The following is an 11,876-nucleotide window of genomic DNA, read 5'->3' as shown; positions in this document are numbered from 1 at the left end:
GGAGATTCAGGAAGGGAAAGGGAGTGGGAGCGGATGCCGCGAGCCGAGGCCCGCGACATCCGCTCTGCCTGCTACCAGCGGTAGTGGGCCCGACGGATGCCAGCCGCGGGGGAAGGCATCCGCTCTGCCTGCTACCAGCGGTAGTGGGCGAAGGCGCGGTTCGACTCGGCCATCTTGTGGGTGTCTTCGCGGCGCTTGACCGCGGCACCCAGGCCGTTCGAGGCGTCGAGGATCTCGTTGGTGAGACGCTCGGTCATCGTCTTCTCGCGACGAGCCTTGGCGTAGCTGGTGAGCCAGCGGAGGGCCAGGGTGTTGGCGCGGTGGGGCTTGACCTCGACGGGGACCTGGTAGGTCGAGCCGCCGACGCGGCGCGAACGCACCTCGAGGGTCGGGCGCACGTTGTCGAGCGCCTTCTTCAGGGTGGCGACAGCGTCCTGGCCGTTCTTCTCGGCGACGTTCGAGAGCGCTTCGTAGACGATGCGCTGCGCGAGGTCCTTCTTGCCGTCGACGAGGATCTTGTTGACGAGCTGGCTGACGACGGGCGACCCGTAGACGGGGTCGGCGACGACGGGGCGCTTCGGAGCGGGTCCCTTACGAGGCATTACTTCTTCTCCATCTTCGCGCCGTACTTGCTGCGGCCCTGCTTGCGGTTCTTCACGGCCTGCGTGTCGAGCGCGCCGCGGACGATCTTGTAGCGCACACCGGGGAGGTCCTTGACACGACCGCCGCGGATGAGCACCATCGAGTGCTCCTGCAGGTTGTGGCCCTCACCGGGGATGTAGGCGGTGACCTCGGTGCCGTTGGAGAGCTTCACACGAGCGACCTTGCGGAGCGCGGAGTTCGGCTTCTTCGGGGTGGTGGTGTACACACGCGTGCACACGCCGCGCTGCTGGGGGTTCGCCTTCAGGGCGGGAGCCTTGGTCTTGGTGACCTTCGGCGAGCGGCCCTTGCGGACCAACTGCTGAATGGTTGGCACTGCTTCTCCTTGTTGGTGCTGCACGGTGACAGCGTTTGATGGAATTCACATCACGACCCACCGGCACTGCAGAGTTGCAGCGCCTTGGTTGATGGGTATGCCGTGGGGGCGAATAGCCCGATGCGTGCGAATGGTCTCGGCCCGTTTCGCGCCGGTCTTGCAGGCACGATTCGAGCGCGCGACAACGCGCACACCCGATCAATGGTAATGCGCCGTAACCTCGCGGTCAAATGGCGGCGAACGAAGCTCCGCTGAGGCCCGACCGGAGAGCGCGTCTCGGAACCCGGATTGCTCGGTCGCCACGGACTCAGAACAGGCCGCGGCGGAGGGCCTCGAGCGCGAGCTCGTCGTCGAACTCTCCGGCGAGGTAGAGCGCCCGCACGCCGGCGACTGCGGCCCGACGTCGCGGCTCGCGCGTGGCGCTCGGCTCATCCGCGAACACTCGCGCCGCGTCGATGTAGAGCCGGTCGTCGAGTCGGTCGAGCCCGGCGAAGAGCGCGCGGGCTGCGTTCGCATGCTGTTCCGGGTCGGCCGCGGCCACGGCGGCGGCGCGGATCCGACGGACCGAGATGCCCGCCATGGTCTGGAGCACGGCGCCGGCGAGTGCCATCAGCGCGCCCAGCACGACCGGCAGGCTGACGTACCCGCCCTCGTCGTCGATCACCCGCCACACGATCAGGCCCACCGCGAGGTACCCGAGCACGGCGGCGAAGAACGCGAACCCCGGGCTCTCGGCGAGGCGCGGGTGCGTGACCCGACGCGGCTCGATGAGCACCATCCACACCGCGGCGGAGAGCAGGAGAACACCGGCGAGCACTGCGGCGGTGTCGAGGTCGAGGAACGGGCTGTGGCTGCGTCGGCTGCTCAGCAGCATGACCGGCCCGCTGATGGCGGCCACGATCGCGATGGCGTCCACCCACATCGGCGACGCTCCCTCGCGCCGCTCGTCGCCAGCCTGGCGGGCGGCCGGAGCCCGAACGGCGATTGGAAGTCGGCCCTCAGCGGCCGCGTCATCGAGGGCGTCCCGCTCCGCCCGGTCGTCGCGCAGCAGTCGTTCGATGTCGGGACGCGAGGACTCGTCGCACGCGACCGACTGGATCTCGACCATGGTGCGGGCGACCGACGCGACGTCGAGCGCGTCGTCGGCGACGATCCTCCGAACACGTCGAAGCGCGTGCTCGGGCGCGGGGCGTTCGGCCTCGTCCAGTCCGCTCTCGCCGAGTGCGCTCACGAGCACCCGCCGCCAGTCGTGTTCGCTCTGCCGCGGACGGTCATCCGATTCGTTCACGCCGCGAGTGTAGTCGGCGCCGAGGCGACGTCGCGCTCAGCTCGTGGTGCCCCCGGACGACCAGCCGGGCGAGTCGAGTTCGCGGTCGAGATCGGCGAGCAGGTCTTCGATCTGCGGCTCGACGAGGCGCTCGACGGCGTTGCCGATGCGGTAGCGGTGCTGGGCGAGCTCGACGCAGATGCGGCGGCCGAGCTGCTTGGCGAATTCGTCGGCCAGGCGCACCTCCTCACGGAGCGCCTCCTTCTCTTGGGGAGTGAACGGGCGCGGTGCCGGTTCGGCGGCTTCGGCCGCGGCATCCGCTTCGAGGCCTGACAACGTGAAGAGGAAGGGCTGGTCGGGTACGGGCTCGGGGTCGACGTCGAGGCCCAGGAACTCGGGCTCGAGGCCTTCACCGGCGCGGTACGGCCGACGGGCCTTGCGTTCCTCCGCGAGTCGGATCTCGCGGTGCAGCATCGGGAGGTTGCGTGCCGTGTAGTCGTCGACCGCGAGGTCGATGACCCCCTTCATGCGCATCGAGAAGGCGTGCTGCACGGGGTGCGGCACGTCGACGTCGAGGCCGGCGGCCGCGAGGATCGGCGAGCCGAAGCACCGGGTGCAGAGGCGCACGCGGGCGCGATGCGTGCCGGGTCGCCACCGGGGCAGCCATGCCAGCCACCGGTCGACCTCGTGACTCACGCGCGCCTCGATCGAACCCTGCATCAGGTTCACGATACTGCGAGGTCGCGTTCCGCGTCACCGGACGGCGGGCGGATGGCGCGGCGCGGGCCTTTACTCGTCTTCGTCGCGCTCCCACGGCCACTTCGGGCGCTCCATGCCGGAGTCGCGACCACGCGCGACGAGCACGGCGAAGGCCGCGGTCACCGCGGCGAGCGCGGGGATGAGCAGGCCGAACCAGCCGATGCCGAAGCCGAGGCCGAACAGCAGCGCGGCGAGCAGTGTGCTGCCCTCGCTCGCGAGGGCGTACCCGACGACCGAGACGGCGACGAAGGCGAGCCACGTCCAGACCGCCGAGAGGATGACACTCGACCAGATGCGGTCGGGGCGCCGCAGCGTGACGGCGAGGGTCAGCAGCAGGGCGACGACGGATGCCCCGATCGCCGCCGGTGCCACGAAGAGCCCGGCTTCGGGGTCGACGACCACCTCGACACCCGTGAAGAGGCTCACGAACCCGTACGCGCAGACCACGAGGGCGAGATCGAGCGCCGCGGCGAAGGCGGCCACGATCCAGGCCGTGCGGCGGGGGTCCATGCTTCGAGCGTACGCCGCCGGTGGACGACGGCGACCCGGCCGCCGCGCCTCGGCTGCCTCCAGTAGCGAATCGTCGCGAATTCAGTTCGTCACACCGGAGTTCCGCGACTCCAGCCTGGCTTCAGCATGAGGAGTTCATCGTGCTCACGTCCACGACTCTCCTCGACGAAGGCCATCGCGGCGGTCGGGTCGACACGGAACTGCTCATATCGTGCAGTGCTCAGCTCGCAGTACTCCTCGTAGTCCACGACGCCGTTGCTGACAGGAAATGAGACGTACCTGCGACCGGATTCCCCTTCCATCCCGAGGGAGTAGCGATCGTCGCGAGACGAGAACTCGTCACTGAACTTCATCGGCGGCTTTCCGGATCCGCAGGAATGTCGAAGCCGAGTTCGACGAACGGGGTGACGAGTACCGTGAACTGCTCGGCGGTCAGCCGCCGGCGCGTCAGAATCGCTTGCGCCGCCGTTGAGATCACCGTCAGGGCATCCGTGTGGAGCCCGAAGAGGTGTTCGTCGAGTTCGTCGGCACGGGGCAGGAGCGCTCCTCGGATCCGACGATCGAGCTCGGAATTCGCGCTCGCGGACGGACCCGCGGCTTCGCTCGCCTCCTTGCCACCCTCGGTCCACAGATCGATCTGTCGATCGAACGCCGCTTCGAGATTCGTCGCCGACAGAGCTGTCGCCGCGTCGACGAACTGCGCTGTTTCGGCGTCCAGCATCAGTTCGTTGCACCCGGAGTCATGAGCGCGAGCTTATCGAGGTACGGGCGGCGATGTATCTGCGCAGCGTCGACCTGGTCAGAACTCGAGACCGACGTCTCGGTACGCACCGGTCAGCGACTGGAACTCGGCATCCGTCAGCAGTGCTCGCTTCCAGATCGCCTGCGCTGCAACACTCGTGTTGGCGATACTCGCGCTGAGCGCACCGTTCGGGACCAGCGCGGCAAGCTCGTCGGCTCTCGGCCGGAACGCATCGCGAAGATGCTTTGCCAACGCGTCGAACTGCGCAGCGTCGAGCTTCGGTGCCCTCACTGCGGGCTCGGGTGCGAGCGCGATCGTGCGCCGCAGGTCGGCCAGAGTCTCGGTGGGCAGTGCAGCCGTCGCATCGATGAATGCGACGACGTCGTCGGGCAGGAACGACATCAGAGGCCCTCCCCTGTCTCGACTCGGTATCCGAGATCACGAACCGCCTCGAGAAAGGAATCGAGGTCGGCCGCTTCGCGGAGCAAGTCACCCAACTCCCCCTCGTTCTCAGCCATGCGGAAGACCGCGGTCGCGAAGAGGTGAGTCACCGGCGCAGTGCCGGGCAACGGCGGCGGCGCCGACGCGCTGACCAGGATGCCGCTCTCTCCTCGAAGCTCGAGCGCGAGTTGATCACCGACGAACACCTGGTAGCGCCGCGGTTCCTCGGGTTGGGTCATTCCGCTCCGTCCGTTCCGTAAAGGCATGGGGAAGAGTCCACATGCGCGTCCTACTCAGCCGGCGTGAACGGGAACGTCGAGGCGACCTCGACGAACGGCGTGACGAGCAGCGCGTGAGGAGTCCCCATGCGTGCGTTCGCTCAGCCCGTGTGAGCAGGAATGTCGAAGCCGAGTTCGACGAACGGGGTGACGAGTACCGTGAACTGCTCGGCGGTGAGCCGCCGGCGCGTCACGATCGCGCGCGCCGCCGTGGAGATCGCCGTCCGAGCATCCGAGTGGAGCCCGATTCGATGCTCATCGAGTTCGTCGGCACGGGGAAGCAGCGCTGCTCGAATCCGATGATCGAGCTCGGCGTTCGCGCTCGCAGACGGGCCCGCCGCGTCGCTCGCCTCATTGCCACCCTCGCCCAAGAGGTCGAGCTGGCGTTCGTACGCAGCTTCGAGGGCCGCCGCAGGCAGCGCCGTCGCCGCATCGACGAACCGCGTCGTCTCGGTGTCAAGCATCAGTTCGTCGCCCCGGGAGTCATGAGCGCGAGCTTATCGAGGTCCGGGCGGATGCCTCGAGCCGCGCCGCGCCGATACGACATCAGAGATCCTCCCTCGACTCCACTCGGTATCCGAGGGCACGAGCCGCATCGAGGACGGAGTCGAGGTCGGCCGCGTCGCGGAGCAGCTCACCCAACTCCCCCTTCCGATCCGTCAGGACTTGGGGAGGAGCCTCCATGCGCGCGTTGCTCAGCCGGCGTGAACGGGACATCGAGGCCGACCACGACGAACGGGGTGACGAGTAGTGCGTATTGCTCGGGCGTCAGCTGGGCGGACTTCTCCACCGCCCGCGCTGCGATCACCACTGCACTCTTGGCGTCGGAGTGCAGCCCCGGCCGGAAGTCATCCAGCTCGTCGGCCCGCGGCAGCAGCGCCGCACTCACCGCCCGCTCGAGCTGCGAATTGTCGATCGCAGACAACTTCAACGCGCGCGACGCCTCCTTCCCACCGGCTCGACGCAGCGAAACCGCACGGTCGAAGGCCGCGGCGAGCGATACCGGCGGGAGCGCGCAGGCCTGCGCGATGAACGTCCGAGTGGATGTCCCGAGCACGATCTTCCTCACTCCGTCGCTGCGACGGGCGTCATGCTGCTGATCTTCGCGAAATTCGGGGTGTGCAGCTCCTGACGAACCGCGGCCGTGCGCTTGTCGATGAAGATCGCGAGATTGTCCCAGCGAGCGAATGCCTCGACACCGTCGACAGAGAACTGCCGTGAGCCCCAGACCGGCAGGTAGTCGAGCTCGTCCTCGAACCCCTCACCGGCGATGTAGAGGTCGCCCGAGATCGCGGGCGGGTGCTCGACGAAGTACTGTTCGAGCGCCCGGCGTGCTTCGTGAATGGTCATGATCCCTCGTCTCGCTCCTTCGACGGAACGGGCTACTCCTCGAAGCTCGACAGCGGCGTGCGCTGCCCGTTGCGGAAGAGGTCGAGGCCGACCGGCAGGTCGATCGCCGAGGTCACGTACAGCACGCTCGAGTCGCGGGCGACGAAGATCACGCCACTGCCTCGAACGGCGCGGACGACGGCGACGCCTAGGTCATCGGGCAGGGGCACCACGTTGAGCCGACCGGCATCCGATTGACCCGCGTCGCGAGCGAGCTGCTCGAAGAGTGCGGCTGCCGTCGCGGCGAGTTCGCGCTGCTCGGACGAGAGCGCCTCCGGGTCGACGACCTCGGGCCGCCATTCCGCCGGCTCCGGCGCCGGTGGTACGTAGAACGCGCTCCGTGGGATCTCGCGGCCCGAGGCGGTGTCGAAGATCTGGATGCCGCTTCCGTCGTCGACCAGTTGGAGGTCCGAGCCCACCGGGAAATCGTAGATTCCGAGCAACGCCGGCTCGATCGCGCAGAGTTCGTTGAAGTCGTTGATCACCCAGTTGCCCGAGTCCGACAGGTACTCGCTCGAATCGACGTGGCTCATGATCCGCCATCCGTTGTCGGCCGGCTGACGCGATGGCTTCCGCACCATCCACCGCACTCGGCCGGCGCCGGACAGAACGTTCTTCGTGGCGAGACTGGCGCCTGCCCCGGGAATGAACTCGGGATACGACGTTGCCATGGTCATGCGCCTTCCGGAATCCGGGCCGGGCGAGATGCTTGGGGGGCGGCGCCTGATTCGCTGCTGCGCGGGTCCATACCGTCGAGCGTACGCGACCGGGGCACGACGATGTCCGGGCGATAGGCTGTCCACGCTCGGAGTCGCCCGTCGGCCCGATCAGAATACGAAAGGGCACCGATGGCCGAGCCGATCTTCGAGGCATCCGTCGACCGCGCCAAGGTCGACACGGTCGGCCGCTGGAACTCGGGCATCATCCTCGTCAGCGTCGTACTGGGCTGCCTGATCATCGCCGGTCTCGTCTTCGCCATCGCCTCGGGCATGGGCTGGTTCACGATCACCGTCGCCGCGCTCGGCGCGGCCGCCTGCCTCATCTCGACCGTCATGGCGTTGCGGCGGCGACGCGCCCTCATGCTCCTCGTGACGGGCAACGACATCGCACTGACCGTGACCGACGAAGGGGTGCGCCTCGCGGGTGCCCCGCTCATCGCCTGGCACGACATGGTCTTCGTGGGTGTGCTCGACGACCGTGCGCGCTCGGCTCGGATGCAGCGGCTCCCCCTGTCGGGCCCGCTCGCCACCGCCGCACTGAAGGCCGGCAACGGCACGCTGCTCTGCGAGATCGCCGTGCGCGACGGCGCAGCACTGAAGCGCGCGTTCGGCGACGATCGCGGTGCCGAACGCGTCACGCTCTTCGATGAGTTCGACGGCGCGCGACGAGGACTGATCCCGTTGATGCTCGACTCCGTGATCGCGGACACGACCGCGCATCAGGCGGCCCGGGTGCTCATCGACGAGGCCGCACGCCGAGGCGTGCCGACTGCAAGCCACACCGCGGTCTTCGGGTACTTCGACTGGAAGGGACCCATGATCGACCGCAAGTGGCCGGTCGACGAACGGAAGGACACCCGTGGAACAGCTTGAACGACCGCTGACGACCATCCCCCAAGAGGTGCGACGGGTTCGCTCGGGGGGCCTCATGGTCACCGCGGCGGTGTTCATCGTCGCCGGGCTCATCGGACTCGTCGTGACGCTGACGCTCTACGACGCGATCGTCGAGATGTCGGCCGACTACCAGGGACGACGCTCGGGCCTGCGGGGTCTCGTCGCCCCCGGCCTCGTGCTGCTCAGCGCGGCGGCGCTCGTCGGAGGCATCGTCTGGCTGACGGCCTGGTCGTACCGCTGGGAGCGGGTCGAGACCGGCTCCCGGGTGAAGCAGAGCGTGAACGCGTACGCGCACGTCGCCCCGCAGGACGCCGCCGCGCTGCTCGATCGGTTCCGCACCGGCGACCCGCGCGTGTACCTCCCGGTGCCGTCGGCCCGGAGCGGGAACGTCACCTTCGGCATCTGGCTCGCGCCGAAGGACTCGGTGGCATACGTCACCGTCGTCGCCCGGTCGGGCAACACCTGGCAGCCGTTGCCGCCGGTCGTGCTGCGCGAGAACGCCTACGCGGCGATCAGCCAGGTCACGGTCGACAACTACGGCGCCCGCGCCAGCCAGACGATCGTGAACGGGTTCCTCGACCCGTTCCTTCGCGGCTGACGGCTGGGGCGCCCGGGCTCAGGTCGCCGACCACCCCGGGAAGCCGGCGCAGCCGTCGGTGAGACGGATGAATCCATCGGCCTTGTCGGTCAGGATCGCGTACGACGTCGCCGCGTCGCCGCCGGCAACTGCTTCGTCCATACGCTGGAGGTTGCGGAGCGCCGTCGGCAGCCAGTCGATGAACGCGCCCGGCGGGAGGTCGGAGGCGTCTTCGCCGAGGATGGCCCGCACGTCGGCGATGGCCGCACGCAGCTCGGGCAGGTCCTGCGGGCGGAGGGTCGCGGAGATGCTCACCGCGACGAGCTCGGTCACGGGCTGGCGCAGCCGTTCGCAGCGCTGTTCGAGGGCCGAGGTCACGAGGTCGCCCCGCCGTCACGACGCTCGAACATGACGTGCGGCGTGCGCTCGCCCGACCGGAATGCGGCGAGCCCGGCGTCGAAGTCCATCGCCGATGCGACGAACAGCACCGACTCGTCGGGGGCGACGTAGATCTTGCCGCCACCGCGCACGGCGTGCACGGCGCAGATGCCCAGCCCGTCGGGCAGGTCGATGATGTTCAGGTTCGGCGCATCGGTGAGCTTGGCGAACAGCCCGCGGGCGACCTCGACGAGGCGATCCCGGTCTGCCGCGGCATCCGGAACCGCGCCCGGCCCGTCATTCGTCGGAAGCGGGAGGGCACCGCGCACCCGCGGCTGACCGGCGAGCTGTGTGATGAGAGCGAGGTGCTCGTAGAGGCCGCCGAGCTGCAGGTTGGCCGCGTCGTTCGGGCCGCCCAGGGCGAGCAGCGGCACGAACCCGAAGCACTGCTCGAACGCGGGAACGCCGTCACGGTCGCGCGCGGCCGGATACGGCTGCCACTGCCAGACGACGTCGCGGTGACGCTCGTCTTCGATGAGTGCGACGAGCTCGTCGAAGGAGAGGCCCTGCGCCAGGTCGATCGCGCCGAACCGGAACTTCACGACGAAGAAGACGCCGCCCGCATGGAAGACGACATCGCCGAGCGCCGTCGTGAACAACACGGTCGAACCGTCGGGCATGGCGAAGACGCCCTCGAGCATCAGTGCAGCGCGATCGGGATCGACGACGCGGAAGAACCCGTCGGCACCGACGAATCCGGCCCCCTGACGACGCCACAGGTCGACGACCTCGGCGGGGACCTGTCCGGCGAACCGGTCGATGGTCTCCTCGCCGATCGGCGCCACCTGGGTGAACGTGTTGAACGTGGTCATTCCGGTCCTTCCTCAGCAGGCTTCACGCGACGTGCTCCACGCGGCGAAGGCTTCCACGACACCACAGATCGAGCCGTCGGGCGATGGGGAGCGCTCCCCATCCTGTCGCAAGTGCGCCGCTCGCGGCGAACCGGGCGGGCACAGTCGGCCGCTCGGAGCGATCAGGACTGGGCGGGGTGCGGGGGTACCTCGATGCCGGCGGAGATGAACGGCGCGACCAGCACGTCGTAGTGCTCGACGGCGAGCGTCGCGCGGGTCTGAACGGCTCGGGCCGCGATCACGGTCGCACCCGTCGCGTCGGAATGCAGGCCGGTTGCGTACGCATCGAGCTCCGCAGCGCGCGGGCGCAGCACCGCTCGCACATCGTGATCGAGCTCGGAGTTCTTGGCGGCCGAGATCTTGATGGCCCCACTCGCCGCACGACCGGCGGGCACCCAGAGGTCCAACGATTCGTCGAAGATCACCGCGAGCTTCTCCGCGGGCAGGGCAGCAACCTGCTCGATGAACCGTGTCGTCGCGGGATCCAGAATCATCGTCCTCCTCGAATCCTGCATGACAGGCTATCGCTCGGTCGCAAGAAGCCTGAAGCGCGGAACGATCATTCGTCTTCTTCGATGACGAAGCCGATGCGTCTCGCTGCATCGAGGAAGGCATCGAGATCGGCTGCCTCACGGAGAAGGACGCCGAGCCTGCCCTCGAAGGATGGCGAGTGGAAGCTCGCGGTTGCGAACGGATGCATGACGGCGGCTGCACCCGGGGGCGGGGGCGTCGTCGAGGTGCTCACGAGTAGGCCAGGCTCACCGACGATCTCCATCACGATCCGGTCGTCGCGGTGCAGCCGGAACCTGCGCACTGGAGCGATCTCGTCGTTCACGATGCGGGGCCCGGCGCCCACGGTGGCACTTCGGCGCCCACGATAATGAAGGGATGGGTGAGCACCCCGTACTGCTCCTCGGAGAGCTTCGCCTGTTGCACGACACCGAGTGCGGCGGTCATCGTGTCCATGATCGCGTCATGGAGATCCGCGCTCGGATCGGCATGGAATCGCCCCAGCATGGGAACGAATGCATCGCGAACCCGCTTGTCGAGGGCACTTCGGTCGGCCGCCGAGAGCTTCGCCGCCTTCCGCGCCGAGGTTCGAACCGAAGTTCCCGTGGCGCGCGCCCCCTCGCTGACCGTGACAAAATCTGTTGGCGTCAGCTGCTGCACGGATGCGAGGAAGCGATCCAATCTCCGGGTGTCCACGACGATCATCCTCTCCTGCGGGTCACCGACGGTCAGGCATCACTCGCAACTCTACGGAAGTGCACGGCGTGCGGGGGTACCTCGACGCCGTCGGCGCCCGCTCAGTTCTCGGCGTCCTGACTCGGGTGGCGCGGAATCTCCACCCCGCTGCCGACGAACGGTTCGACCAGCACCCGGTACTGCTCGGGTGTGAGCTTGCCGCGCTTGAGAATCGCGCGAGCCGTCGTCGAGATCGCAGCCCGGGCATCGGAGTGCAGCCCCATGTGGACGGCATCCAGTTCGGCTGCGCGCGGAAGCAGGGCACTGCGGATCTCGTGGTCGAGCTCGGAGTTCTCAGCTGCCGAAGGGACCGCGGCACGGCTCGCCTCCTTGCCGCCTTCACGTCGCAGTGCCACCAGGCGGCCGAACGCCTCTGCCAGTGCCTCCGGCGCCAGGGCGGTCGCCTCTTCGACGAATGTCACGGTCGCTGCTTCGAGCACGACTCCTCCAATTCCCTCATGACCGGAAGCCGAATCCAGATGGTCCGTGCACTCAGTTAACCGGCGCTGCGACCTGCGACATCGCGTTGACCTTCTTGACGTGCAGGTTGCGCATCCCCTCGTGAACCTCACCGGTCTGCTTGTCGATGAAGATCACACGGTTGTCCCACCGTGCGAACGCCTCCCGGCCGTCGACCAGGAACTCTCGCGCACCCCACACGGGCAGGAAGTCGGAGGCATCCTCGTACCACTCAGGTGCGATGTACAGCTCGCCTGAGATTGCAGGGGGATGCGAAACGAAATACTGCTCGAGCAGAGACCGTGCCTCTTGGATCGTCACCATGTTCCCA

The 11,876-nt window shown here is 68.2% G+C and carries 22 protein-coding genes; 2 read left to right on the top strand and 20 right to left on the bottom strand.

The window, feature by feature from the left end:
- Positions 1-131: 131 nt before the first annotated feature.
- The 13 genes from rpsG to BUR99_RS09540 form a co-directional block, all read right to left on the bottom strand.
- Positions 132-602, bottom strand: coding sequence for a 30S ribosomal protein S7 (rpsG, locus tag BUR99_RS09600; RefSeq protein WP_056010907.1), 471 nt, complete (start codon positions 600-602; stop codon positions 132-134).
- Positions 602-976, bottom strand: a complete 375-nt coding sequence (gene rpsL, locus BUR99_RS09595) for a 30S ribosomal protein S12 (protein WP_022893888.1) — start codon at positions 974-976, stop codon at positions 602-604. Before rpsL ends, rpsG begins: the two co-directional genes overlap by 1 nt.
- A 307-nt stretch (positions 977-1,283) precedes the next feature.
- Positions 1,284-2,264, bottom strand: a complete 981-nt coding sequence (locus BUR99_RS09590; protein WP_074260100.1) for a hypothetical protein — start codon at positions 2,262-2,264, stop codon at positions 1,284-1,286.
- A 36-nt stretch (positions 2,265-2,300) separates the two neighbouring features.
- On the bottom strand, positions 2,301-2,963 hold the full coding sequence (locus BUR99_RS09585; RefSeq protein WP_074260337.1) for a spermidine/putrescine ABC transporter substrate-binding protein: 663 nt from the start codon (positions 2,961-2,963) through the stop codon (positions 2,301-2,303).
- Positions 2,964-3,032: 69 nt separating this feature from the next.
- Positions 3,033-3,512, bottom strand: a complete 480-nt coding sequence (locus tag BUR99_RS09580) for a DUF6121 family protein (protein WP_074260099.1) — start codon at positions 3,510-3,512, stop codon at positions 3,033-3,035.
- Between the two features lie 89 nt (positions 3,513-3,601).
- Entirely contained in the window at positions 3,602-3,865 is a 264-nt protein-coding gene (locus BUR99_RS09575) for a hypothetical protein (RefSeq protein ID WP_074260098.1), read from the bottom strand.
- A complete protein-coding gene (locus BUR99_RS09570) occupies positions 3,862-4,233 on the bottom strand; it encodes a hypothetical protein (RefSeq protein ID WP_074260097.1) in 372 nt (123 codons plus the stop codon). The genes BUR99_RS09575 and BUR99_RS09570 overlap by 4 nt, the downstream gene beginning before the upstream one ends.
- 78 nt (positions 4,234-4,311) lie before the next feature.
- Positions 4,312-4,656 (bottom strand): hypothetical protein, encoded by a 345-nt coding sequence (locus BUR99_RS09565; protein WP_074260096.1) that lies wholly within the window; start codon positions 4,654-4,656, stop codon positions 4,312-4,314.
- Positions 4,656-4,934 (bottom strand): hypothetical protein, encoded by a 279-nt coding sequence (locus tag BUR99_RS09560; protein WP_074260095.1) that lies wholly within the window; start codon positions 4,932-4,934, stop codon positions 4,656-4,658. Before BUR99_RS09560 ends, BUR99_RS09565 begins: the two co-directional genes overlap by 1 nt.
- A gap of 140 nt (positions 4,935-5,074) precedes the next feature.
- The gene (locus tag BUR99_RS09555) at positions 5,075-5,437 is read right to left on the bottom strand and encodes a hypothetical protein (RefSeq protein ID WP_074260094.1); all 363 of its coding nucleotides are present in this window, start codon (positions 5,435-5,437) and stop codon (positions 5,075-5,077) included.
- Positions 5,438-5,607: 170 nt separating this feature from the next.
- On the bottom strand, positions 5,608-6,042 hold the full coding sequence (locus BUR99_RS09550; protein WP_074260093.1) for a hypothetical protein: 435 nt from the start codon (positions 6,040-6,042) through the stop codon (positions 5,608-5,610).
- Positions 6,039-6,323 (bottom strand): hypothetical protein, encoded by a 285-nt coding sequence (locus BUR99_RS09545; RefSeq protein WP_074260092.1) that lies wholly within the window; start codon positions 6,321-6,323, stop codon positions 6,039-6,041. Before BUR99_RS09545 ends, BUR99_RS09550 begins: the two co-directional genes overlap by 4 nt.
- 32 nt (positions 6,324-6,355) lie before the next feature.
- On the bottom strand, positions 6,356-7,033 hold the full coding sequence (locus BUR99_RS09540) for a DUF2185 domain-containing protein (RefSeq protein WP_084183911.1): 678 nt from the start codon (positions 7,031-7,033) through the stop codon (positions 6,356-6,358).
- 177 nt (positions 7,034-7,210) lie between these two features.
- Here BUR99_RS09540 and BUR99_RS09535 point away from each other — a divergent pair, with 177 nt between their 5' ends.
- Together BUR99_RS09535 and BUR99_RS09530 are read left to right on the top strand one after the other, a co-directional pair.
- Complete coding sequence (locus tag BUR99_RS09535) at positions 7,211-7,954, top strand: hypothetical protein (protein WP_074260090.1); 744 nt, start codon at positions 7,211-7,213, stop codon at positions 7,952-7,954.
- Complete coding sequence (locus BUR99_RS09530; RefSeq protein ID WP_143231566.1) at positions 7,941-8,573, top strand: hypothetical protein; 633 nt, start codon at positions 7,941-7,943, stop codon at positions 8,571-8,573. The genes BUR99_RS09535 and BUR99_RS09530 overlap by 14 nt, the downstream gene beginning before the upstream one ends.
- Before the next feature lie 18 nt (positions 8,574-8,591).
- On the opposite strand, the gene BUR99_RS09525 is transcribed toward BUR99_RS09530, so the two are convergent.
- The 7 genes from BUR99_RS09525 to BUR99_RS09495 form a co-directional block, all read right to left on the bottom strand.
- Positions 8,592-8,930, bottom strand: a complete 339-nt coding sequence (locus BUR99_RS09525; protein ID WP_074260088.1) for a hypothetical protein — start codon at positions 8,928-8,930, stop codon at positions 8,592-8,594.
- Positions 8,927-9,802, bottom strand: a complete 876-nt coding sequence (locus tag BUR99_RS09520) for a T6SS immunity protein Tdi1 domain-containing protein (protein WP_074260087.1) — start codon at positions 9,800-9,802, stop codon at positions 8,927-8,929. Before BUR99_RS09520 ends, BUR99_RS09525 begins: the two co-directional genes overlap by 4 nt.
- A gap of 161 nt (positions 9,803-9,963) precedes the next feature.
- Positions 9,964-10,335, bottom strand: coding sequence for a hypothetical protein (locus BUR99_RS09515; RefSeq protein WP_074260086.1), 372 nt, complete (start codon positions 10,333-10,335; stop codon positions 9,964-9,966).
- A 65-nt stretch (positions 10,336-10,400) separates the two neighbouring features.
- A complete protein-coding gene (locus BUR99_RS09510) occupies positions 10,401-10,697 on the bottom strand; it encodes a hypothetical protein (RefSeq protein WP_074260085.1) in 297 nt (98 codons plus the stop codon).
- The gene (locus tag BUR99_RS09505) at positions 10,673-11,056 is read right to left on the bottom strand and encodes a hypothetical protein (protein WP_074260084.1); all 384 of its coding nucleotides are present in this window, start codon (positions 11,054-11,056) and stop codon (positions 10,673-10,675) included. Before BUR99_RS09505 ends, BUR99_RS09510 begins: the two co-directional genes overlap by 25 nt.
- Before the next feature lie 92 nt (positions 11,057-11,148).
- Positions 11,149-11,508 carry a hypothetical protein gene (locus tag BUR99_RS09500; protein ID WP_143231564.1) on the bottom strand — a complete coding sequence of 120 codons (360 nt, stop codon included), beginning with the start codon at positions 11,506-11,508 and terminating at the stop codon, positions 11,149-11,151.
- 70 nt (positions 11,509-11,578) lie between these two features.
- The gene (locus BUR99_RS09495) at positions 11,579-11,869 is read right to left on the bottom strand and encodes a hypothetical protein (RefSeq protein WP_074260082.1); all 291 of its coding nucleotides are present in this window, start codon (positions 11,867-11,869) and stop codon (positions 11,579-11,581) included.
- Between the last annotated feature and the right edge of the window lie 7 nt (positions 11,870-11,876).

Origin of the sequence: Agromyces cerinus subsp. cerinus, from assembly GCF_900142065.1 — a bacterium.
Taxonomy (GTDB): Bacteria; Actinomycetota; Actinomycetes; order Actinomycetales; family Microbacteriaceae; genus Agromyces; species Agromyces cerinus.
Note: the sequence above shows the minus strand (reverse complement) of the source record. Positions and strands in the feature narration are given on the sequence as shown.

What these genes read in the sequence shown, in the direction of transcription:
- BUR99_RS09565 (WP_074260096.1), bottom strand. Translation starts at nt 4,656, where the DNA reads ATGTCGTTCCTGCCCGACGACGTCGTCGCATTCATCGATGCGACGGCT.
- BUR99_RS09555 (WP_074260094.1), bottom strand. Translation starts at nt 5,437, where the DNA reads ATGCTTGACACCGAGACGACGCGGTTCGTCGATGCGGCGACGGCGCTG.
- BUR99_RS09570 (WP_074260097.1), bottom strand. Translation starts at nt 4,233, where the DNA reads ATGCTGGACGCCGAAACAGCGCAGTTCGTCGACGCGGCGACAGCTCTG.
- rpsG (WP_056010907.1), bottom strand. Translation starts at nt 602, where the DNA reads ATGCCTCGTAAGGGACCCGCTCCGAAGCGCCCCGTCGTCGCCGACCCC.
- BUR99_RS09495 (WP_074260082.1), bottom strand. Translation starts at nt 11,869, where the DNA reads ATGGTGACGATCCAAGAGGCACGGTCTCTGCTCGAGCAGTATTTCGTT.
- BUR99_RS09540 (WP_084183911.1), bottom strand. Translation starts at nt 7,033, where the DNA reads ATGGCAACGTCGTATCCCGAGTTCATTCCCGGGGCAGGCGCCAGTCTC.
- BUR99_RS09580 (WP_074260099.1), bottom strand. Translation starts at nt 3,512, where the DNA reads ATGGACCCCCGCCGCACGGCCTGGATCGTGGCCGCCTTCGCCGCGGCG.
- BUR99_RS09545 (WP_074260092.1), bottom strand. Translation starts at nt 6,323, where the DNA reads ATGACCATTCACGAAGCACGCCGGGCGCTCGAACAGTACTTCGTCGAG.
- BUR99_RS09585 (WP_074260337.1), bottom strand. Translation starts at nt 2,963, where the DNA reads ATGCAGGGTTCGATCGAGGCGCGCGTGAGTCACGAGGTCGACCGGTGG.
- BUR99_RS09535 (WP_074260090.1), top strand. Translation starts at nt 7,211, where the DNA reads ATGGCCGAGCCGATCTTCGAGGCATCCGTCGACCGCGCCAAGGTCGAC.
- BUR99_RS09560 (WP_074260095.1), bottom strand. Translation starts at nt 4,934, where the DNA reads ATGACCCAACCCGAGGAACCGCGGCGCTACCAGGTGTTCGTCGGTGAT.
- BUR99_RS09520 (WP_074260087.1), bottom strand. Translation starts at nt 9,802, where the DNA reads ATGACCACGTTCAACACGTTCACCCAGGTGGCGCCGATCGGCGAGGAG.
- BUR99_RS09505 (WP_074260084.1), bottom strand. Translation starts at nt 11,056, where the DNA reads ATGATCGTCGTGGACACCCGGAGATTGGATCGCTTCCTCGCATCCGTG.
- BUR99_RS09575 (WP_074260098.1), bottom strand. Translation starts at nt 3,865, where the DNA reads ATGAAGTTCAGTGACGAGTTCTCGTCTCGCGACGATCGCTACTCCCTC.
- BUR99_RS09515 (WP_074260086.1), bottom strand. Translation starts at nt 10,335, where the DNA reads ATGATTCTGGATCCCGCGACGACACGGTTCATCGAGCAGGTTGCTGCC.